The organism is Lacimonas salitolerans, from assembly GCF_042677865.1.
Lineage (GTDB): Bacteria > Pseudomonadota > Alphaproteobacteria > Rhodobacterales > Rhodobacteraceae > Lutimaribacter > Lutimaribacter salitolerans.
The window spans coordinates 1-16,084 of sequence record NZ_JBHUDD010000153.1 but is presented as its reverse complement, the minus strand read 5'-3'; the positions used below and the strand labels follow the sequence as shown (position 1 = coordinate 16,084).

The following is a 16,084-nucleotide window of genomic DNA, read 5'->3' as shown; positions in this document are numbered from 1 at the left end:
CAAGACGCGACACACACGGCTGGCGCAAAAGAAAAGGCCCCACCGCGTGCGGCAGGGCCTGAATACCATTCTATGCCAGAGGCTTAGTCTTCGTCAGCTTCTGCTGCTTCGAGACGCGAGCGGTCCGACGCGCCCTTGGCATCCAGATCGCGGTCAACGAATTCGATGATCGCCATGGGCGCCATGTCGCCATACCGGAAACCGGCCTTGAGGATGCGGATATACCCGCCCTGACGATCCTTGTAGCGCGGGCCGAGAACGTCGAACAGCTTGGCGACCAGCGCCTCCTGCTTCAGACGGGCCGAGGCCTGACGGCGGGCGTGCAGATCGCCGCGCTTGGCCAGCGTGATCATCTTTTCGACGATCGGGCGCAGTTCCTTGGCCTTGGGCAGGGTGGTCTTGATCTGCTCGTGTTCGATCAGCGACCCGGCCATGTTGGCCCACAGGGCCTTGCGGTGTTCGTGGGTGCGGTTGAGGCGGCGATAGCCTTTTGCGTGACGCATGTCAGTCTCCTTATGTGCCCTCTACGGGCTGTTTTGCTTTGTCCGGCCAGCGATGCGTGTCACCGGCTCTCCTTGGGGCGGATGCCCGGATTTGCGATACACATGTGATGCACAGATCATGCACAGCCCATATGCAGCGCAGGTGGTGGGTTGGCACCCACCCTACGATCTGGCGTAGGGTGGATGAAACCCACCGGTCTTAAAAGGAGTCCTCGAACTTCTTGGCGAGATCCTCGATGTTGTCGGGCGGCCAGTCCTCGACATCCATGCCCAGATGCAGACCCATGCCCGACAAGACTTCCTTGATCTCGTTGAGCGACTTGCGGCCAAAGTTCGGCGTGCGCAGCATCTCGGCTTCGGTCTTCTGGATCAGGTCGCCGATATAGACGATGTTGTCGTTCTTGAGGCAGTTGGCCGAGCGCACCGACAGCTCCAGCTCGTCCACTTTCTTCAGCAGCAGCGGGTTGAATTCCAGCCCGTCGTCATCGTCCTGACGGGTGGCGCTTTCGGGTTCGTCGAAGTTGACGAAGATCGACAGTTGGTCCTGCACGATGCGCGCAGCATAGGCCACCGCATCCTCGGGCGTGACCGAGCCGTCGGTTTCCAGCTTGAGCGTTAGCTTGTCATAATCCAGCACCTGGCCCTCGCGGGTGGGCTGCACGTCATAGCTGACCTTCTTGACCGGGGAATAGATCGCGTCGATCGGAATCAGGCCGATGGGCGCATCCTCGGGCTTGTTCTTGTCGGCGGCGACATAGCCCTTGCCGGTGTTGACCGTCAGTTCCATGTAGACATCCGCGCCCTCGTCGAGGTGGCAGATCACATGGTCCTTGTTCAGCACCTCGATACCCGCGCTGTCGCTGATATCGCCGGCGGTGACGACGCCCGGGCCCTTGGCATTGACCGACAGGCGCTTTGGCCCCTCGACTTCCATGCGCAGGGATACACCCTTGAGATTCAGAATGATGTCTGTCACATCTTCCCGCACACCGGCGACGCTGGAAAACTCGTGCAGCACGTTGTCAATCTGCACCGAGGTGATGGCCGCACCCTGCAGCGACGACAAAAGAACGCGGCGCAGCGCGTTGCCCAGAGTCAAACCGAAACCGCGCTCCAGCGGTTCCGCGATGACGGTGGCCTGACGGGTCGGGTCATTGCCCGGCTTGACATCAAGCTGTGTCGGCTTGATCAGTTCGGCCCAATTCTTGTGGATCATGCGTCCCTCCATTCCTGTCCCGATCCCATGTCCTTAAGATCGAAACGCCCGAGGTTAAAATGACGGACTGGGGCCGTGCCTGCTGCACAGCCCCAGCCGATAAATTGCTGGATCAGACGCGCCGACGCTTGGGCGGGCGGCAGCCATTGTGGGCAATCGGCGTCACGTCACGGATCGACGTGATGTTGAAACCGACGGCAGCCAGCGCCCGCAGGGCGGACTCACGGCCCGAACCTGGGCCCTGAACCTCGACCTCGAGGGTCTTCATGCCATGCTCCTGCGCCTTCTTGCCTGCGTCTTCGGCGGCAAGCTGTGCGGCATAGGGAGTCGATTTCCGCGAGCCCTTGAAGCCCATGGTGCCGGCCGACGACCATGCGATCGCGTTGCCCTGCACGTCCGAGATCAGGATCTTGGTGTTGTTGAAAGAAGAATTCACATGAGCCACACCTGCGGCGATGTTCTTGGAGACCTTCTTCTTGCCTGCGCGTCTTGTATCGCGTGCCATTCTGTCAGCCCTCCCTTATTTCTTCTTGCCGGCAATGGCCTTTGCGGGGCCCTTGCGCGTGCGTGCGTTGGTGTGGGTACGCTGACCGCGCACGGGAAGGTTGCGGCGATGGCGCAGACCGCGATAGCAGCCCAGGTCCATCAGACGCTTGATGTTCATCTGCGTTTCGCGACGCAGGTCGCCTTCGACGGTGAAATTCGCGTCGATATGTTCGCGAACGGCCAGCACTTCGGCATCGCTCAGTTCGTTCACTCGGCGGGTCAGGTCGATGTTCACCGCTTCGCAGATTGCCCGCGCCGAGGCGGGGCCGATACCGGTGATGTAGGTCAGGGCGATGGGGACCCGTTTGTGGGTCGGGATATTGACGCCGGCAATACGTGCCACGTTATCTTTCCTTTCGTTGCGGTTCCGTAGTTCCAGAACCTTTTTTCACAACAAGGCCCGAGGCATCGCCTGCGGGCCATCGCTGATCATGAGGTGGCCTTGCACCACGCGCGGGAATCACCGCAAAGGGGCAAGATAGGGCTGGTTAGGGCCAATCCGCAGGGGCGTCAAGCCCCGATTGGGCACTTAGCCAAGCACCGCGTCGATGGCGGCCTTGACCTCGTCAATCTCGCCAAGGCCTTCGATGGATGTCAGATCGCCCTTGGCATAATAGTAGCCGATCAGCGGGCTGGTCTTTTTGTAATATTCCATCAGCCGGGTTTTCAGGCTTTCGGCATTGTCATCGGCGCGGCGCTTGAACTCGGCCTTCTGGCCGCAGCTTGTGCAGATGCCATCCGCCGGGATCGGCTTGGTGTTGTCGTTATAGACCTCGCCGCAGTTGCCGCAGGTCGAGCGCGCGGTGATGCGGCTGACCAGAGCCTCGTCATCGACCTGCATCTCGATCACGGCATCCAGCGTGTCGCCCGTCTCGGCCAAAAGGCCCGCCAGCGCATCCGCCTGTCCAAGGGTGCGCGGGAAGCCGTCGAAGATGAAACCGCCCTTCTTGTCGCCCTGCAGCTTTTCGCGGATCAGGCCGATGACGATCTCGTCCGTCACCAGATCGCCGCGGGCCATCACCTCGGCCACCAGCTTGCCCATGTCCGATCCGCTGTCCTTGGCCTCGCGCAGCATGTCGCCGGTCGAAAGCTGGATCATGTTGCGGTTTTCAACCAGCATGCGTGCCTGGGTGCCCTTGCCGGCCCCCGGCGGTCCGAGAAGGATAATGTTCATCTGCGTGCAGGCCCTTTTTTCCGCTTCTTGCTGCCCTTGCCGCGCAGCTGAGATTTCTCGATCAGCCCTTCATACTGATGGGCAAGCAGATGGCTTTGCACCTGCTGGATCGTGTCCATCGTCACCGAGACGACGATCAGAACCGAGGTGCCGCCGAAATAGAACGGGATCGCCAGCTGATCGCGCAGGATTTCCGGAAGCAGACACACAGCTGCAAGATAGCCCGAGCCCAGAACCAGCAGCCGGTTGACCACGTATTCCAGATACTCGGCGGTCTTCTTGCCGGGGCGGATGCCGGGCACGAAGCCGTTCTGGTTTTTCAGGTTGTCGGCCACGTCATCGGGTTTGAACGCCACGTTGAAGGTGTAGAAATAGGCAAAGAACACGATCATGATCGTGAAGAACGCCAGATAGAGCGGCTGGCCGGGGCCGAAATAGGCAAGGATGGTGCCCAGGATCGGGTTGGTCGAATTGCCCGAGAAGGTGGCCACGGTCGTCGGCAGCAGCAGCAGCGAGCTGGCAAAGATCGCCGGGATCACGCCTGACGGGTTGACCTTGACCGGCAGGTTGCTGGACCCGCCGTCATAGACCTTCATCCCCACCTGGCGGCGCGGATACTGGATGTGGATCTTGCGCAGGGCGCGCTCCATGAACACCACGAAGGCGATCACCGCAATCACCATCACGATCACGCCGACGATCACGGCCGGGCTGATCGCGCCCGAGCGGCCCTGGCTGAAGAACTGTGCCAGTGCTGCGGGCAATTCGGCGATGATGCCGACAAAGATGATCAGCGAGATGCCGTTGCCGATGCCGCGCGCGGTGATCTGCTCGCCCAGCCACATCAGGAACATCGTGCCGCCCACAAGCGTGATCACGGTCGAGGCGCGGAAGAACAGGCCCGGATCGGTCACAAGATCGCCAGTTTCCAGACTGACGGCGAGGCCATAGGCCTGCAGCGTGGCCAGAAACACCGTGCCGTAGCGGGTATACTGGTTAAGCTTCTTGCGGCCCTGTTCGCCCTCTTTCTTCATCTGCTCCATCGCGGGCACCATCGAGCCCAGCAACTGAACGATGATCGAGGCCGAGATATAAGGCATGATGCCAAGGGCAAAAATGCCCATCCGCCCCAGCGCGCCGCCGGTGAACATCGACAGGATGCCGCCCAGACCGGCTGCCGCCCCTTCCATGAATTCCCGCAGGGCCAGCCCGTCGATTCCCGGAACCGGGATGAACGTGCCCAGCCGGTAGACGATCAATAGCCCAAGGGTGAAGAGGATGCGGTTGCGAAGGTCTGTGGCCTTGCCTAGGGCGGCCCAGCTTGTGTTCGCCGCCATCTGTTCTGCTGCGGATACCATGCGGTCTCTCTCTAGCGCGAACGCCGCCCGACGCGTTTTCCGGCGTCAGGCGGCGTCATCAGGAAAACTGGGATGTATGTAAGCGGCGCGGACGCCGCCCACAACCCGTTATTCGGCGGCCTGCGCGGTTGTGACGGTCAGCGTGCCACCGGCCTTGGCCACCGCGTCGATCGCGGATTTGGACGCGCCGGTGACCGAAATGGTCAGACCCGACGAGATATCGCCCTTGGCCAGCACGCGGATACCGTCCAGCTTGCGCCGCACCAGACCCGACGAAATCAGGGTATCCTCGGTGATGTTGGCGGCGTCGAGCTTGCCGGCCTCGACGAATTTCTGGATCAGGCCCAGGTTGATGACGGCGAATTTCTTGCGGTTGGGCTTGTTGAAGCCACGCTTGGGCAGACGCTGGTACAGCGGCATCTGGCCGCCCTCGTAGCCCTTGATGGCCACGCCCGAGCGCGCCTTCTGGCCCTTGATACCACGGCCACCCATCTTGCCCTTGCCCGAGCCCGGGCCACGGCCGACGCGCATCCGTTTCTTGGTTGCGCCTTCGTTGTCGTGCAGTTCATGCAGTTTCATGTCGCTTCTCCTTAGCCGGAACTGACCCCGAAGCGGATTTGGTCAGACGCGGCGTTTCTTGATTATGATTCCGTGGCGCGGATGGCCACCCGGGCCTTATAGACGCGAGGCAGGCGCAATGCAAGCCTTGTGGTACTTGCCTCGCCCCACCCCGACCAAGACACGAAAATGCCCCGGCCATAACGGACAGGGGCATCATCTCATTCCGTAGGGTGGGTGACAACCCACCGTACCGAAGGCTCAGTCGCGCTCTTCGATGATCTGCACCAGGTGCGGGATGCTGTCCACCATACCGCGCACGGAGGGGGTATCCTCCAGCTCGCGGGTGCGGTGCATCTTGTTCAGGCCCAGGCCCACAAGCGTGGCGCGCTGGCTGGCGGGGCGGCGGATCGGTGATCCAACCTGTTTGACAACGATGGTCTTGGCCATGTTTCTCAAGCCTCCTCAGCCACTTGGCCGCTTTCCTGCGGCGTATCTTCACGCTTGGGCAGGATGTCGGCGACCTTCTTGCCGCGACGCTGCGCGACCGAGCGGGGCGACATGCCCTTTTGCAGACCGTCCAGAGTGGCGCGGATCATGTTGTAGGGGTTCTGCGAGCCGATCGACTTTGCCACCACGTCCTGGATGCCCAGCATCTCGAACACGGCACGCATCGGGCCACCTGCGATGATCCCGGTACCCTGCGGTGCCGTGCGCATCACCACCTTGCCGGCCCCGTGACGCCCTTCGATGTCGTGGTGCAGCGTGCGGCCTTCGCGCAGCGGCACCCGCATCATCTGGCGCTTGGCCTGCTCGGTCGCCTTGCGGATGGCTTCGGGCACTTCTTTCGCCTTGCCCTTGCCAAAGCCCACGCGGCCCTTCTGATCGCCCACGACCACGAGCGCGGCAAAGCCAAAGCGTTTGCCCCCCTTCACGGTCTTGGACACCCGGTTGATCGCTACGAGACGATCGGAGAACTCCGGTTTTTCGTCGCGGTCGCGACGGTCACGGCGGTTGTCATCTCTTGCCATATCTATCGTCTCCTTAGAACTTCAGTCCGCCTTCACGGGCGGCTTCGGCGAGAGCCTTGACCTTTCCGTGAAAGAGAAAGCCGCCACGGTCGAAATAGCACTCTTCGACACCCGCCTTCTTGGCACGCTCGGCAATCGCCGTGCCGACCTTGGCGGCCGCCTCGACGTTGTTCTTGCCCAGCACGCCCAGGTCCTTTTCGAGCGACGATGCGGCGGCCAGAGTGCGGCCCTGCACGTCGTCGATCAGCTGGACGCTGATGTTCTTGTTGCTGCGATGCACGGACAGGCGGATGCGTCCCGCATTCACCTTCCGCAGTTTGTTCCGGACGCGCAGGCGGCGCTTCTGGAACAGGATTCGTTTGCTGTTTGCCATCTGTCGCGTCCTTATTTCTTCTTGCCTTCCTTGCGGAAGATGAACTCGCCCTTATAGCGGATGCCCTTGCCCTTGTAGGGTTCGGGGCTGCGCCATTCGCGGATGTTTGCCGCGACCTGACCGACGAGTTGTGCGTCATCGCCCTCGACCACGATTTCGGTCTGCTTGGGGCAGGTCACGGTGACCCCCTTGGGCACTTCGAAATCCACGTCATGGCTGTAGCCAAGCGCCAGTTTAAGGATATTGCCCTGCATCTGTGCACGGTAGCCGACGCCGACGATCTCAAGCTCTTTCTTGAAACCTTCGGTGACGCCCTTGACCATGTTGGCGACAACCGTGCGGCTCATGCCCCACTGCTGGCGCGCGCGCTTGGATTTGCCGCGCGGCGTGACCGTCACGACATTGTCCTCGATGGCGATGGTTACGTCATCGGTGGCTGTGAAGCTGTGTGTGGCCTTGGGGCCCTTCACTTCGATCGTCTGGCCGGACAGGTTCGCGGAGACACCCGAGGGCAGCTCGACCGGCTTTTTCCCAATACGAGACATTCGCTCCTCCTTAGAACACCGTGCAAAGCACTTCGCCGCCGACATTGGCTGCGCGCGCATTTGCATCCGACATCACGCCCTTGGGCGTGCTGACAATCGAAACGCCCAGGCCCTGACGGACCTGCGGGATTTCCTTGACACCCATGTACACGCGGCGCCCGGGCTTGGAGACCCGCTTGACTTCGCGAATGACGGGGGTGCCGTCGAAATATTTGAGGCTGATTTCCAAGGTCGGATGGCCGTTGGCATCCGTGCCTTTCTCATAGCCGCGGATGTAGCCTTCGTCCGCCAGCACGTCCAGAACCCAGGCACGCAGTTTGGATGCGGGCGTGGACACCATGGACTTGCCGCGCATCTGCGCGTTGCGGATACGGGTGAGCATATCGCCGATAGGATCGTTCATATCACTCTCTCCCTTACCAGCTCGACTTCACCATGCCGGGGATCTGGCCATTCGAGCCAAGTTCCCGCAGCATGATCCGGCTGACCTTGAGCTTACGATAGTAAGCATGGGGCCGCCCGGTCAGCTGGCAGCGGTTGTGCAGACGGGTGGCAGAGCTGTTACGCGGCAGCTCGGCCAGCTTGAGGGAAGCGCGAAAACGCTCTTCCATCGGCTTGCTCTCGTCCTTGATGATGGTCTTCAACGCGGCGCGCCGGGTTGCATACTGCGCGACGAGGCGCTGACGCTTCTTTTCGCGTTCGATCATTGCTTTTTTAGCCATGTCTCTTTTCCTCTCCGCGATTAGCTGTTGAAGGGCATGTTGAAATGCTTCAACAGCGCCTTCGCTTCCGCATCGGTCGCGGCGTTGGTGGCAATCACGATGTCCATGCCCCAGGATTCGTCGATCTTGTCGAAGTTGATCTCGGGGAAGACGATATGTTCCTTCAGGCCCATGGCATAGTTGCCACGCCCGTCGAAGGATTTGCCGGAAACGCCGCGAAAGTCGCGGATACGCGGCATCGCGATGGTGATCAGGCGATCCAGGAATTCGTACATCCGGTCGCCCCGCAGGGTCACCTTGGCGCCCAGCGGCATGCCTTCCCGAACGCGGAAACCGGCGATCGAGTTCTTGGCCATGGTCACCACGGCCTTCTGGCCGGCGATGGTCGACAGGTCTTCCTGGGCCGATTTGGCCTTCTTGCTGTCGCGCACGGCTTCGGCACCGCAGCCGATGTTCAGAACGATCTTGTCCAGACGCGGGATCTGCATGTCGTTCTTGTAGCCGAACTCTTCCTTCATCGCGGGGCGGATCGTCTCGCGATACAGCGCGCGCAGGCGCGGGGTGTAGGTGGCGGTATCAAGCATCGATCGCATCCCCCGTGGTCTTGGCAATACGCACCTTCTTGTCGCCTTCGATCTTGAAACCGACGCGGGTGGGTTTGCCGTTCTTGTCCAGCATCGCCAGGTTCGACAGTTGGATCGGCATCGCCTTTGGAATGCGGCCGCCCTGGCTGGTCTGGCTTTGACGGGTGTGGCGGATCGCCATGTTCACACCGTCCACGACGGCCTTGCCGGATTTCGGGTCAACGCTGGCGATGGTGCCCTGCTTGCCCTTGTCCTTGCCGGTGAGAACGACGACCTTGTCGCCCTTTTTCAGTTTGGCTGCCATGTCACAGCACCTCCGGAGCGAGCGAGATGATCTTCATGAAGCTCTTGGCGCGCAGTTCGCGCACCACCGGGCCGAAGATACGCGTACCCACAGGCTCGTTGTTGTTGTTCAGGATCACCGCGGCGTTGCGGTCAAAACGGATGGCGGTGCCGTCTTCGCGACGGACCTCCTTGGCGGTGCGAACGACGACGGCTTTGCGCACGTCGCCCTTTTTCACACGGCCGCGCGGAATGGCTTCTTTCACCGAAACGACGATGATGTCACCAACCGACGCATAGCGGCGGTGCGAACCGCCCAGAACCTTGATGCACTGCACCCGGCGAGCGCCGGAGTTGTCAGCGACATCCAGATTGGTCTGCATCTGGATCATTGGGTGTCTCCCGACCTTTGGGGGGCCTCATTGCCATATCCCCAGGGTTTCGTTGACGCGGAAAGGACTGTTTCAAACCCATGCACGGCCCGAAGGCCGCGCGTTCAGGCTGTCACAACCTCCCAACGTTTGGTTTTCGACTTCGGTGCACATTCCTGAATGCGGACAATGTCACCGACGTTGAACTGGTTGTTCTCGTCATGCGCGCGATATTTCTTCGACTTGCGCACGGTCTTCTTGAGAACGGGGTGGGTAAAGCGGCGCTCGACCGAAACCGTCACGGTCTGGGCGTTCTGGTTCGAGGTCACGGTGCCTGTGAGAATACGTTTGGGCATCTGTCAGGCTCCTTACTGTGCGGCCGCTTGGGCTTTTTGGGTCAGAATCGTCTTCACGCGCGCGATGTTGCGGCGCACCTGACGCATCCGGGCGGTGTTTTCCATCGACCCGGTTGCCTGCTGAAAGCGCAGGTTGAACGATTCTTTTTTCAGGTTCACCAGCTCGTCACGGAGCTGATCGGGCGTCTTGTCACGCAGTTCGTTGGCGTCCATCGCCATATCCTTTCTCAACATCACCGGAGGGCCCCCTTGGGTAACCCCGATTCCGGTGGAGGTCTGATGAAGGCTGGGCATTACACCCCTGCCCTGCTGCTGGCAACCCCAAAGCCGCATTTCCGCGGCGTTTTGGCGGATCGGCGCGGTTTCCACCGCCGATCGTGCCGTTTTTGCCCTCTCGCCCTGAACCGCGGGCTGGGATATGACGCGGGGCATGGCACATATCGAATCCCTTTTCGTCACCCGTCTTTACCGCGCACAGCTTGGCAGCACCATCGACGCCGATGAGCTGGCGGCATCATGCTATTCCATCGCCGAGGATGACGAGGCCGGGCAGGACTGGTGCGCGGCCAACGGCTACCCCGGCTATACCTCCTATGCCTCGCTGACCGACCTGCCCTGGCGTTTTCCGATCTTTGCCGATCTGGTGGCCGCCCTTGATGCCCATGTGGCCGCCTTTGCGCAGGATCTGGAGTTCGATCTGGGCGAAGGAAAGCTGGTGCTGGAGGATCTGTGGATCAACATCCTGCCCGAGGGCGGGATGCACGCCAGCCACATCCACCCCCATTCGGTGATTTCCGGCACCACCTATGTGCAGATGCCCAAGGGTGCCTCGGCCCTGAAGCTGGAAGACCCGCGTTCAGCTCGCATGATGGCCGCCCCCACCCGGATCAAGGAGGCACGGCGCGAGTTGCAGCAGTTCATCTATGTCAAACCCGAGATGGGCGACGTGCTGCTGTGGGAAAGCTGGCTGCGCCACGAGGTGCCGATGAACCAGGCCGAGGACGAGCGGGTCAGCGTCAGCTTCAATTACAAGTGGGAGTGAGCGGTGGGTTGTCACCCACCCTACCCCCGCCATCATCCGTGAAACGAAAAACCCCCGGTGCTGTCACACCGGGGGTTTCTTGTGCGTAGGGTGGGTGCGAACCCACCGATTACCAGTCTTCGCGGATCACGAGCCGGGTCTTGATCGGCAGCTTCATCGCGGCCAGGCGCAGGGCCTCGCGGGCGATGTCTTCGCTGACGCCGTCGATCTCGAACATGACGCGACCGGGCTTGACCTTGCAGGCCCAGTAATCGACCGACCCCTTGCCCTTACCCATCCGAACTTCGGTGGGTTTGGACGTCACGGGCGTATCCGGGAAGATCCGGATCCAGACGCGGCCCTGACGTTTCATGTGGCGTGTCATCGCGCGGCGTGCAGCCTCGATCTGACGCGCGGTGATCCGCTCGGGCTGGGTGGCCTTGAGACCGTAGGTGCCAAAGTTCAGATCAAAGCCGCCCTTGGCCTCGCCCTTGATCCGGCCTTTGAACATCTTGCGGAATTTTGTACGCTTTGGTTGAAGCATTGTCCTGTCTCCTTACCGGCGGCCGCCGGCGCCACGGGGCGCTGGACCATCCTGGAGTTCCTGCTGACGGCGATCACGAGCAGCGGGGTCGTGCTCCATGATCTCGCCTTTGAAGATCCAGACCTTGATCCCGATGATACCATAGGGCGTCATGGCCTCGGCCAGCGCGTAATCGATGTCGGCGCGCAGCGTGTGCAGCGGCACACGGCCTTCGCGATACCACTCGGTCCGTGCGATCTCGGCACCGCCAAGACGGCCCGCGACGTTCACCCGGATACCCAGCGACCCCATGCGCATTGCGTTCTGAACAGACCGCTTCATCGCACGACGAAAGCTGACACGGCGCTCAAGCTGCTGCGCGATGCTTTCGGCGACCAGGGCCGCATCGAGCTCGGGCTTGCGCACCTCGACGATGTTCAGGTGCAGTTCGCTTGCGGTCATGGTCGACAGCTTCTTGCGCAGGGTTTCGATGTCTGCGCCTTTCTTGCCGATGATCACGCCCGGACGCGCGGTGTGAATGGTCACGCGGCACTTCTTGTGCGGACGTTCGATGATCACCCGCGAAATGCCGGCCTGCTTGCACTCTTCCGCGATGAAGGCACGCATCTTTACGTCTTCCAGCAACAGGTTGCCGAAATCCTTGCTGTCTGCGTACCAGCGGCTGTCCCAGGTGCGATTGACCTGAAGACGCATGCCGATCGGATTGACTTTCTGACCCATTAGGCTTGCTCCTCAACTTGACGCACCGTGATGGTGAGTTCCGAGAACGGCTTGATGATGCGGCCGAACCGGCCACGGGCGCGCGGGCGACCGCGCTTGAGCGTCAGGTTCTTGCCGACATAGGCCTCGGACACGACCAGTTCATCAACGTCCAGGTTGTGGTTGTTCTCGGCGTTGGCGATGGCGGACTGAAGACATTTCTTCACATCCGCGGCGATCCGCTTTTTCGAGAAGGTCAGATCGGTCAATGCGCGCTCTACCTTCTTGCCGCGGATCATCGCAGCGACGAGGTTCAGTTTCTGCGGGCTGGTGCGAAGCATCCGGACTTTGGCCATTGCTTCGTTGTCTGCCACGCGGCGGGGATTTTTTGCCTTGCCCATGACTTACTTCCGCTTCGCTTTTTTATCAGCCGCGTGACCATAGTAGGTCCGCGTCGGCGAATACTCACCGAACTTCTGGCCGATCATGTCTTCGGATACGTTCACCGGAACGTGCTTGTGGCCGTTGTAGACGCCAAAGGTCAATCCCACGAACTGTGGCAGGATCGTCGAGCGGCGCGACCAGATCTTGATGACTTCGTTGCGCCCCGACTCGCGCGATGCTTCGGCTTTCTTCAGCACGTAAGCGTCGACAAAGGGGCCTTTCCATACAGAGCGAGACATATCTTAGCGCCCTTTCTTTCTGGCGTGACGCGAGCGGACGATCAGCTTTTGCGACGCTTTGTTCTTGTTCCGGGTGCGGGCACCCTTTGTCGGCTTGCCCCAGGGCGTGACCGGGTGGCGACCACCCGAGGTCCGGCCTTCACCACCACCATGGGGGTGGTCGATCGGGTTCATGACCACGCCGCGCACGGACGGGCGGATGCCCTTGTGGCGCATGCGGCCGGCCTTGCCGTAGTTCTGGTTGCTGTTGTCGGGGTTCGACACGGCACCGACGGTGGCCATGCATTCCTGACGCACCAGACGCAGCTCGCCCGAGGACAGGCGGATCTGGGCGTAGCCGCCATCGCGGCCGACGAACTGGGCATAGGTACCAGCGGCGCGCGCGATCTGGCCGCCCTTGCCGGGCTTCATCTCGATGTTGTGGACAATGGTACCGATGGGCATGCCGCTGAAGGGCATCGCGTTGCCCGGCTTGATGTCCACCTTGGTGCCGGCCAGAACCTTGTCACCCACAGCCAGACGCTGCGGAGCCAGGATATAGGTCTGCTCGCCATCTTCGTATTTGATCAGTGCAATGAAGGCGGTCCGGTTCGGGTCATATTCGATCCGTTCGACGGTGGCCGCGACATCATATTTGTTACGCTTGAAATCGACGATCCGGTAGAGGCGTTTTGCCCCACCCCCGCGACGACGCGAGGTGATCCGCCCGGTGTTGTTGCGACCGCCCGATTTCGTCAGACCCTCGGTGAGGGCCTTGACGGGACGTCCCTTGAACAGCTCCGAACGGTCGATCAGCACCAGCCCACGCTGGCCCGGCGTCGTCGGCTTGTACGACTTGAGTGCCATGCTTTCTGTCTTCCGTTAGCAAACGGCAGGTTGCCCTGCCTATGTGATAGCCCCCCGTAGGTGGCCGATGGTATAGGCCCCCGCAGGTGCCCGGTTCGTGTGTTCTTGCGAACAATGACAAAGCCCCGGACGAATCCGGGGCCTTGCGGATGTGTTCTGTTAGTAGAGAGCGCCCCGAGGGTCAAGCCATGAAGGCGATAAAGGGGCGGCGTTGCGCGTCTGACCGGATAGAGGCGGCTTTTGCGGTTTGCAGGGGTGGGTTGGCACCCACCCTACACTGACCGAAAAGCCCCCGCCTTGCGGCAGGGGCCTGTCATTGTCCAAAAGGCGGGTTCACCCCGCCACGATCACAAACCGGTGGTCACGTCGATCGTGTTGCCCTCTTCCAGGGTGACATAGGCCTTTTTCACGTCTTTCCGGCGGCCCAACTGGCCGCGGAAGCGCTTGACCTTGCCCTTGGTGATGGTGGTGTTGACCGCCTTCACCTTGACCCCGAACAGCGTCTCGACCGCTTCCTTGATCTGCGGTTTCGCCGCGTCGATCGCCACTTCGAACACCACCGCGCCGTTTTCCGACGCCATGGTGGTTTTCTCGGTGATGATCGGCTTGCGGATCACATCGTAATGTTCTGCCTTCGCGCTCATTTCAGACGAGCCTCCAGTGCTTCGACACCCGCCTTGGTCAGAACCAGCGTGTCCCGCTTGAGGATTTCATAAACGTTTGCGCCCATCGACGGCAGGACATCCAGACCTTCGATATTGCGCGCGGCGCGGGCAAAGCCCTCGTTCACGGCGGCCCCGTCGATGATCAGCGCGCGCTTCCAGCCCAGGTTCTTCACCTGCTTGGCCAGGGCTGCGGTCTTGCCATCGCTTTCGGCCGACTCGATCACGACCAGTTCGCCCGCCTTGGCCTTGGCCGACAGCGCGTGGCGCAGGCCAAGTTTGCGGAACTTCTTGGGCAGGTCGTGCCCGTGGTCACGCGGGGTCGGACCCTTGTAGATACCACCCTTGCGGAAGATCGGCGCGTTGCGGTCACCGTGGCGTGCGCCGCCGGTGCCCTTCTGGCGATAGATCTTCTTGGTGGAATAGCTGGTTTCCGACCGGGTCTTGACCTTGTGCGTGCCGGCCATCGCATTGTTGCGCTGCCAGCGGACGACGCGGTGCAGAATGTCGGCGCGCGGCTCGAGTCCGAACAGGTCGTCGGACAGATCCACGGAGCCGGCAGTCTCGCCGTCCAGTTTGATCACGTCGAGTTTCATTCGTCGCCTTCCTTCTTCTCGGCCTGAATGTCAGCCTCGGCTTCTTTCAGAGCTTCTTCCTGCTGGGCGGCTTCCTCGGCCAGGCGTGCCTCTTCGGCGGCCTTGGCTTCGGCTTCGGCCTGAGCAGCGGCTTCTTCAGCGGCTTTTGCAGCCTCTTCCGCAGCCGAGCGCAGCGCGGCGGGCAGGATGGCGTTTTCCGGGAACGGCTTTTTCACCGCGTCCTTGATCGTCACCCAACCGCCCTTGGAGCCGGGAACGGCGCCACGCACCATGATCAGCCCACGGTCGGCGTCGGTCCGGATGACCTGCAGGTTCTGCGTGGTCACGCGGGCGGCGCCCATGTGGCCGGCCATCTTCTTGCCCTTGAACACCTTGCCGGGGTCCTGACACTGGCCGGTCGAACCATGCGAACGGTGCGAGATCGACACGCCGTGCGAGGCGCGCAGACCGCCGAAGTTGTGCCGCTTCATGGCACCGGCGAAACCCTTACCGATCGAGGTGCCCGTCACGTCGACGAACTGCCCTTCAAAGTAGTGGTTGGCGGTGATTTCCTCGCCCACGTTGATCAGGTTCTCGGGATCGACCCGGAACTCGGCCAGCTTCCGCTTGGGCTCGACATTGGCGGCGGCGAAATGGCCACGCATCGGCTGCGTGGTCCGCTTGGCCTTGGCCGTGCCGGCACCCAACTGAACGGCGCTGTAGCCATCCTTTTCAGCGGTGCGCTGCGCGATCACCTGCAGCTTGTCCAGCTGCAGCACGGTCACGGGCACCTGCTTGCCATCTTCTTGGAAGATACGGGTCATCCCGACCTTCTTTGCGATAATACCAGAGCGCAACATGTTCTCCGCCCCCCTTACGACTGCAGCTTGATTTCGACATCAACGCCGGCGGCGAGGTCGAGCTTCATCAGCGCGTCCACCGTCTGCGGTGTCGGATCAACGATGTCGAGAAGGCGCTTGTGCGTGCGGATCTCGAACTGGTCGCGCGACTTCTTGTCGATGTGCGGACCACGGAGAACCGTGAATTTCTCGATCTTGTTCGGCAGCGGAATGGGCCCGCGCACCTGTGCGCCGGTCCGCTTGGCGGTGTTCACGATTTCCTGCGTGCTGGCATCCAGTACGCGGTAATCGAACGCCTTGAGCCGAATGCGAATGTTCTGGCTTTGCATTGTTTTAGCCTTTCGCGGCTTGGAGTTGATAGGAGGACCGGCAGACCATCTGCCGGCCCTCTTCGAACCCGGAGGTTTTTCTTATGCGATGATCTTCGACACGACGCCGGCGCCGACGGTGCGGCCGCCTTCGCGGATGGCGAAGCGCAGGCCGTCTTCCATCGCGATCGGGGCGATCAGCTCGACCTCGAACTTCAGGTTGTCGCCGGGCATCACCATTTCCGTGCCCTCGGGCAGGGTCACGGT

29 protein-coding genes are annotated in these 16,084 nt (G+C 61.5%); 1 reads left to right on the top strand and 28 read right to left on the bottom strand.

The genetic code is table 11. From position 1 onward, the window contains the following. Positions 1 to 83: 83 nt before the first annotated feature. The 18 genes from rplQ to rpmC all read right to left on the bottom strand — a co-directional run bounded on the left by rplQ (position 84) and on the right by rpmC (position 9,832). Entirely contained in the window at positions 84 to 503 is a 420-nt protein-coding gene (gene rplQ / locus ACFTOW_RS17245) for a 50S ribosomal protein L17 (RefSeq protein ID WP_379917996.1), read from the bottom strand. 199 nt (positions 504 to 702) lie between these two features. Next, positions 703 to 1,719 carry a DNA-directed RNA polymerase subunit alpha gene (locus tag ACFTOW_RS17240; protein ID WP_379917994.1) on the bottom strand — a complete coding sequence of 339 codons (1,017 nt, stop codon included), beginning with the start codon at positions 1,717 to 1,719 and terminating at the stop codon, positions 703 to 705. 112 nt (positions 1,720 to 1,831) lie between these two features. Continuing rightward, complete coding sequence (rpsK, locus tag ACFTOW_RS17235; RefSeq protein ID WP_024809790.1) at positions 1,832 to 2,224, bottom strand: 30S ribosomal protein S11; 393 nt, start codon at positions 2,222 to 2,224, stop codon at positions 1,832 to 1,834. A 15-nt stretch (positions 2,225 to 2,239) separates the two neighbouring features. Next, complete coding sequence (gene rpsM, locus ACFTOW_RS17230; RefSeq protein ID WP_379917991.1) at positions 2,240 to 2,608, bottom strand: 30S ribosomal protein S13; 369 nt, start codon at positions 2,606 to 2,608, stop codon at positions 2,240 to 2,242. Between the two features lie 186 nt (positions 2,609 to 2,794). Beyond that, entirely contained in the window at positions 2,795 to 3,439 is a 645-nt protein-coding gene (locus ACFTOW_RS17225) for an adenylate kinase (protein WP_379917989.1), read from the bottom strand. After that, positions 3,436 to 4,797: a preprotein translocase subunit SecY gene (gene secY, locus ACFTOW_RS17220; RefSeq protein WP_379917987.1), complete on the bottom strand. Its 1,362-nt coding sequence runs from the start codon at positions 4,795 to 4,797 to the stop codon at positions 3,436 to 3,438. Before secY ends, ACFTOW_RS17225 begins: the two co-directional genes overlap by 4 nt. 108 nt (positions 4,798 to 4,905) lie before the next feature. After that, the gene (gene rplO, locus ACFTOW_RS17215) at positions 4,906 to 5,376 is read right to left on the bottom strand and encodes a 50S ribosomal protein L15 (protein WP_379917985.1); all 471 of its coding nucleotides are present in this window, start codon (positions 5,374 to 5,376) and stop codon (positions 4,906 to 4,908) included. Between the two features lie 240 nt (positions 5,377 to 5,616). Next, positions 5,617 to 5,805 (bottom strand): 50S ribosomal protein L30, encoded by a 189-nt coding sequence (gene rpmD / locus ACFTOW_RS17210; RefSeq protein WP_379917983.1) that lies wholly within the window; start codon positions 5,803 to 5,805, stop codon positions 5,617 to 5,619. A 5-nt stretch (positions 5,806 to 5,810) separates the two neighbouring features. Beyond that, the gene (gene rpsE / locus ACFTOW_RS17205) at positions 5,811 to 6,386 is read right to left on the bottom strand and encodes a 30S ribosomal protein S5 (RefSeq protein ID WP_379917981.1); all 576 of its coding nucleotides are present in this window, start codon (positions 6,384 to 6,386) and stop codon (positions 5,811 to 5,813) included. Positions 6,387 to 6,399: 13 nt separating this feature from the next. Then, positions 6,400 to 6,759, bottom strand: coding sequence for a 50S ribosomal protein L18 (gene rplR, locus ACFTOW_RS17200; protein WP_024809797.1), 360 nt, complete (start codon positions 6,757 to 6,759; stop codon positions 6,400 to 6,402). An 11-nt stretch (positions 6,760 to 6,770) separates the two neighbouring features. Next, positions 6,771 to 7,304 (bottom strand): 50S ribosomal protein L6, encoded by a 534-nt coding sequence (gene rplF, locus ACFTOW_RS17195; RefSeq protein ID WP_379917978.1) that lies wholly within the window; start codon positions 7,302 to 7,304, stop codon positions 6,771 to 6,773. Positions 7,305 to 7,314: 10 nt separating this feature from the next. After that, positions 7,315 to 7,707 (bottom strand): 30S ribosomal protein S8, encoded by a 393-nt coding sequence (rpsH, locus tag ACFTOW_RS17190; protein ID WP_379917976.1) that lies wholly within the window; start codon positions 7,705 to 7,707, stop codon positions 7,315 to 7,317. Positions 7,708 to 7,720: 13 nt separating this feature from the next. Further along, the gene (gene rpsN, locus ACFTOW_RS17185) at positions 7,721 to 8,026 is read right to left on the bottom strand and encodes a 30S ribosomal protein S14 (RefSeq protein ID WP_024809800.1); all 306 of its coding nucleotides are present in this window, start codon (positions 8,024 to 8,026) and stop codon (positions 7,721 to 7,723) included. A 20-nt stretch (positions 8,027 to 8,046) separates the two neighbouring features. Next, entirely contained in the window at positions 8,047 to 8,610 is a 564-nt protein-coding gene (gene rplE, locus ACFTOW_RS17180) for a 50S ribosomal protein L5 (RefSeq protein ID WP_024809801.1), read from the bottom strand. Then, positions 8,603 to 8,914: a 50S ribosomal protein L24 gene (gene rplX, locus ACFTOW_RS17175; protein WP_379917973.1), complete on the bottom strand. Its 312-nt coding sequence runs from the start codon at positions 8,912 to 8,914 to the stop codon at positions 8,603 to 8,605. The genes rplE and rplX overlap by 8 nt, the downstream gene beginning before the upstream one ends. Position 8,915: 1 nt before the next feature. Then, positions 8,916 to 9,284: a 50S ribosomal protein L14 gene (gene rplN, locus ACFTOW_RS17170; RefSeq protein WP_024809803.1), complete on the bottom strand. Its 369-nt coding sequence runs from the start codon at positions 9,282 to 9,284 to the stop codon at positions 8,916 to 8,918. 104 nt (positions 9,285 to 9,388) lie between these two features. Then, a complete protein-coding gene (gene rpsQ / locus ACFTOW_RS17165) occupies positions 9,389 to 9,619 on the bottom strand; it encodes a 30S ribosomal protein S17 (RefSeq protein ID WP_379917971.1) in 231 nt (76 codons plus the stop codon). A gap of 12 nt (positions 9,620 to 9,631) precedes the next feature. Next, the gene (gene rpmC / locus ACFTOW_RS17160) at positions 9,632 to 9,832 is read right to left on the bottom strand and encodes a 50S ribosomal protein L29 (RefSeq protein WP_024809805.1); all 201 of its coding nucleotides are present in this window, start codon (positions 9,830 to 9,832) and stop codon (positions 9,632 to 9,634) included. Positions 9,833 to 10,049: 217 nt separating this feature from the next. Between rpmC and ACFTOW_RS17155 the strand changes: the two genes are divergently transcribed. Beyond that, positions 10,050 to 10,661: a 2OG-Fe(II) oxygenase family protein gene (locus ACFTOW_RS17155; protein WP_379917968.1), complete on the top strand. Its 612-nt coding sequence runs from the start codon at positions 10,050 to 10,052 to the stop codon at positions 10,659 to 10,661. Positions 10,662 to 10,770: 109 nt separating this feature from the next. Here ACFTOW_RS17155 and rplP read toward each other — a convergent pair whose 3' ends face one another. The 10 genes from rplP to ACFTOW_RS17105 form a co-directional block, all read right to left on the bottom strand. After that, entirely contained in the window at positions 10,771 to 11,184 is a 414-nt protein-coding gene (rplP, locus tag ACFTOW_RS17150) for a 50S ribosomal protein L16 (protein ID WP_379917966.1), read from the bottom strand. A gap of 12 nt (positions 11,185 to 11,196) precedes the next feature. Further along, positions 11,197 to 11,904, bottom strand: a complete 708-nt coding sequence (rpsC, locus tag ACFTOW_RS17145; protein WP_036563489.1) for a 30S ribosomal protein S3 — start codon at positions 11,902 to 11,904, stop codon at positions 11,197 to 11,199. Next, a complete protein-coding gene (rplV, locus tag ACFTOW_RS17140; RefSeq protein WP_379917964.1) occupies positions 11,904 to 12,284 on the bottom strand; it encodes a 50S ribosomal protein L22 in 381 nt (126 codons plus the stop codon). Before rplV ends, rpsC begins: the two co-directional genes overlap by 1 nt. Before the next feature lie 3 nt (positions 12,285 to 12,287). After that, on the bottom strand, positions 12,288 to 12,566 hold the full coding sequence (gene rpsS, locus ACFTOW_RS17135; RefSeq protein ID WP_024809810.1) for a 30S ribosomal protein S19: 279 nt from the start codon (positions 12,564 to 12,566) through the stop codon (positions 12,288 to 12,290). Between the two features lie 3 nt (positions 12,567 to 12,569). Next, complete coding sequence (gene rplB / locus ACFTOW_RS17130; RefSeq protein ID WP_379917961.1) at positions 12,570 to 13,412, bottom strand: 50S ribosomal protein L2; 843 nt, start codon at positions 13,410 to 13,412, stop codon at positions 12,570 to 12,572. 347 nt (positions 13,413 to 13,759) lie between these two features. Then, positions 13,760 to 14,056, bottom strand: coding sequence for a 50S ribosomal protein L23 (locus ACFTOW_RS17125; protein ID WP_024809813.1), 297 nt, complete (start codon positions 14,054 to 14,056; stop codon positions 13,760 to 13,762). Beyond that, positions 14,053 to 14,670, bottom strand: a complete 618-nt coding sequence (rplD, locus tag ACFTOW_RS17120) for a 50S ribosomal protein L4 (protein WP_379917959.1) — start codon at positions 14,668 to 14,670, stop codon at positions 14,053 to 14,055. Before rplD ends, ACFTOW_RS17125 begins: the two co-directional genes overlap by 4 nt. Then, positions 14,667 to 15,509: a 50S ribosomal protein L3 gene (gene rplC, locus ACFTOW_RS17115; protein WP_379917957.1), complete on the bottom strand. Its 843-nt coding sequence runs from the start codon at positions 15,507 to 15,509 to the stop codon at positions 14,667 to 14,669. Before rplC ends, rplD begins: the two co-directional genes overlap by 4 nt. A gap of 14 nt (positions 15,510 to 15,523) precedes the next feature. Beyond that, positions 15,524 to 15,838 (bottom strand): 30S ribosomal protein S10, encoded by a 315-nt coding sequence (gene rpsJ, locus ACFTOW_RS17110; RefSeq protein ID WP_024809816.1) that lies wholly within the window; start codon positions 15,836 to 15,838, stop codon positions 15,524 to 15,526. 81 nt (positions 15,839 to 15,919) lie between these two features. Beyond that, positions 15,920 to 16,084 (bottom strand): EF-Tu C-terminal domain-related protein (locus ACFTOW_RS17105; protein WP_465261611.1); only part of this gene is annotated, 165 nt, incomplete at its 5' end.

What these genes read in the sequence shown, in the direction of transcription:
- rpsJ (WP_024809816.1), bottom strand. Translation starts at nt 15,838, where the DNA reads ATGCAAAGCCAGAACATTCGCATTCGGCTCAAGGCGTTCGATTACCGC.
- rplE (WP_024809801.1), bottom strand. Translation starts at nt 8,610, where the DNA reads ATGCTTGATACCGCCACCTACACCCCGCGCCTGCGCGCGCTGTATCGC.
- secY (WP_379917987.1), bottom strand. Translation starts at nt 4,797, where the DNA reads ATGGTATCCGCAGCAGAACAGATGGCGGCGAACACAAGCTGGGCCGCC.
- rplC (WP_379917957.1), bottom strand. Translation starts at nt 15,509, where the DNA reads ATGTTGCGCTCTGGTATTATCGCAAAGAAGGTCGGGATGACCCGTATC.
- rpsH (WP_379917976.1), bottom strand. Translation starts at nt 7,707, where the DNA reads ATGAACGATCCTATCGGCGATATGCTCACCCGTATCCGCAACGCGCAG.
- rplQ (WP_379917996.1), bottom strand. Translation starts at nt 503, where the DNA reads ATGCGTCACGCAAAAGGCTATCGCCGCCTCAACCGCACCCACGAACAC.
- rplN (WP_024809803.1), bottom strand. Translation starts at nt 9,284, where the DNA reads ATGATCCAGATGCAGACCAATCTGGATGTCGCTGACAACTCCGGCGCT.
- ACFTOW_RS17155 (WP_379917968.1), top strand. Translation starts at nt 10,050, where the DNA reads ATGGCACATATCGAATCCCTTTTCGTCACCCGTCTTTACCGCGCACAG.
- rplR (WP_024809797.1), bottom strand. Translation starts at nt 6,759, where the DNA reads ATGGCAAACAGCAAACGAATCCTGTTCCAGAAGCGCCGCCTGCGCGTC.
- rplV (WP_379917964.1), bottom strand. Translation starts at nt 12,284, where the DNA reads ATGGGCAAGGCAAAAAATCCCCGCCGCGTGGCAGACAACGAAGCAATG.
- rpmD (WP_379917983.1), bottom strand. Translation starts at nt 5,805, where the DNA reads ATGGCCAAGACCATCGTTGTCAAACAGGTTGGATCACCGATCCGCCGC.
- rplX (WP_379917973.1), bottom strand. Translation starts at nt 8,914, where the DNA reads ATGGCAGCCAAACTGAAAAAGGGCGACAAGGTCGTCGTTCTCACCGGC.
- ACFTOW_RS17240 (WP_379917994.1), bottom strand. Translation starts at nt 1,719, where the DNA reads ATGATCCACAAGAATTGGGCCGAACTGATCAAGCCGACACAGCTTGAT.
- rplD (WP_379917959.1), bottom strand. Translation starts at nt 14,670, where the DNA reads ATGAAACTCGACGTGATCAAACTGGACGGCGAGACTGCCGGCTCCGTG.
- ACFTOW_RS17125 (WP_024809813.1), bottom strand. Translation starts at nt 14,056, where the DNA reads ATGAGCGCGAAGGCAGAACATTACGATGTGATCCGCAAGCCGATCATC.
- rpsN (WP_024809800.1), bottom strand. Translation starts at nt 8,026, where the DNA reads ATGGCTAAAAAAGCAATGATCGAACGCGAAAAGAAGCGTCAGCGCCTC.
- rpsS (WP_024809810.1), bottom strand. Translation starts at nt 12,566, where the DNA reads ATGTCTCGCTCTGTATGGAAAGGCCCCTTTGTCGACGCTTACGTGCTG.
- rplO (WP_379917985.1), bottom strand. Translation starts at nt 5,376, where the DNA reads ATGAAACTGCATGAACTGCACGACAACGAAGGCGCAACCAAGAAACGG.
- rpsQ (WP_379917971.1), bottom strand. Translation starts at nt 9,619, where the DNA reads ATGCCCAAACGTATTCTCACAGGCACCGTGACCTCGAACCAGAACGCC.
- rpmC (WP_024809805.1), bottom strand. Translation starts at nt 9,832, where the DNA reads ATGGACGCCAACGAACTGCGTGACAAGACGCCCGATCAGCTCCGTGAC.
- rpsC (WP_036563489.1), bottom strand. Translation starts at nt 11,904, where the DNA reads ATGGGTCAGAAAGTCAATCCGATCGGCATGCGTCTTCAGGTCAATCGC.
- rplF (WP_379917978.1), bottom strand. Translation starts at nt 7,304, where the DNA reads ATGTCTCGTATTGGGAAAAAGCCGGTCGAGCTGCCCTCGGGTGTCTCC.
- rpsE (WP_379917981.1), bottom strand. Translation starts at nt 6,386, where the DNA reads ATGGCAAGAGATGACAACCGCCGTGACCGTCGCGACCGCGACGAAAAA.
- rplP (WP_379917966.1), bottom strand. Translation starts at nt 11,184, where the DNA reads ATGCTTCAACCAAAGCGTACAAAATTCCGCAAGATGTTCAAAGGCCGG.
- rpsK (WP_024809790.1), bottom strand. Translation starts at nt 2,224, where the DNA reads ATGGCACGCGATACAAGACGCGCAGGCAAGAAGAAGGTCTCCAAGAAC.
- rplB (WP_379917961.1), bottom strand. Translation starts at nt 13,412, where the DNA reads ATGGCACTCAAGTCGTACAAGCCGACGACGCCGGGCCAGCGTGGGCTG.
- ACFTOW_RS17225 (WP_379917989.1), bottom strand. Translation starts at nt 3,439, where the DNA reads ATGAACATTATCCTTCTCGGACCGCCGGGGGCCGGCAAGGGCACCCAG.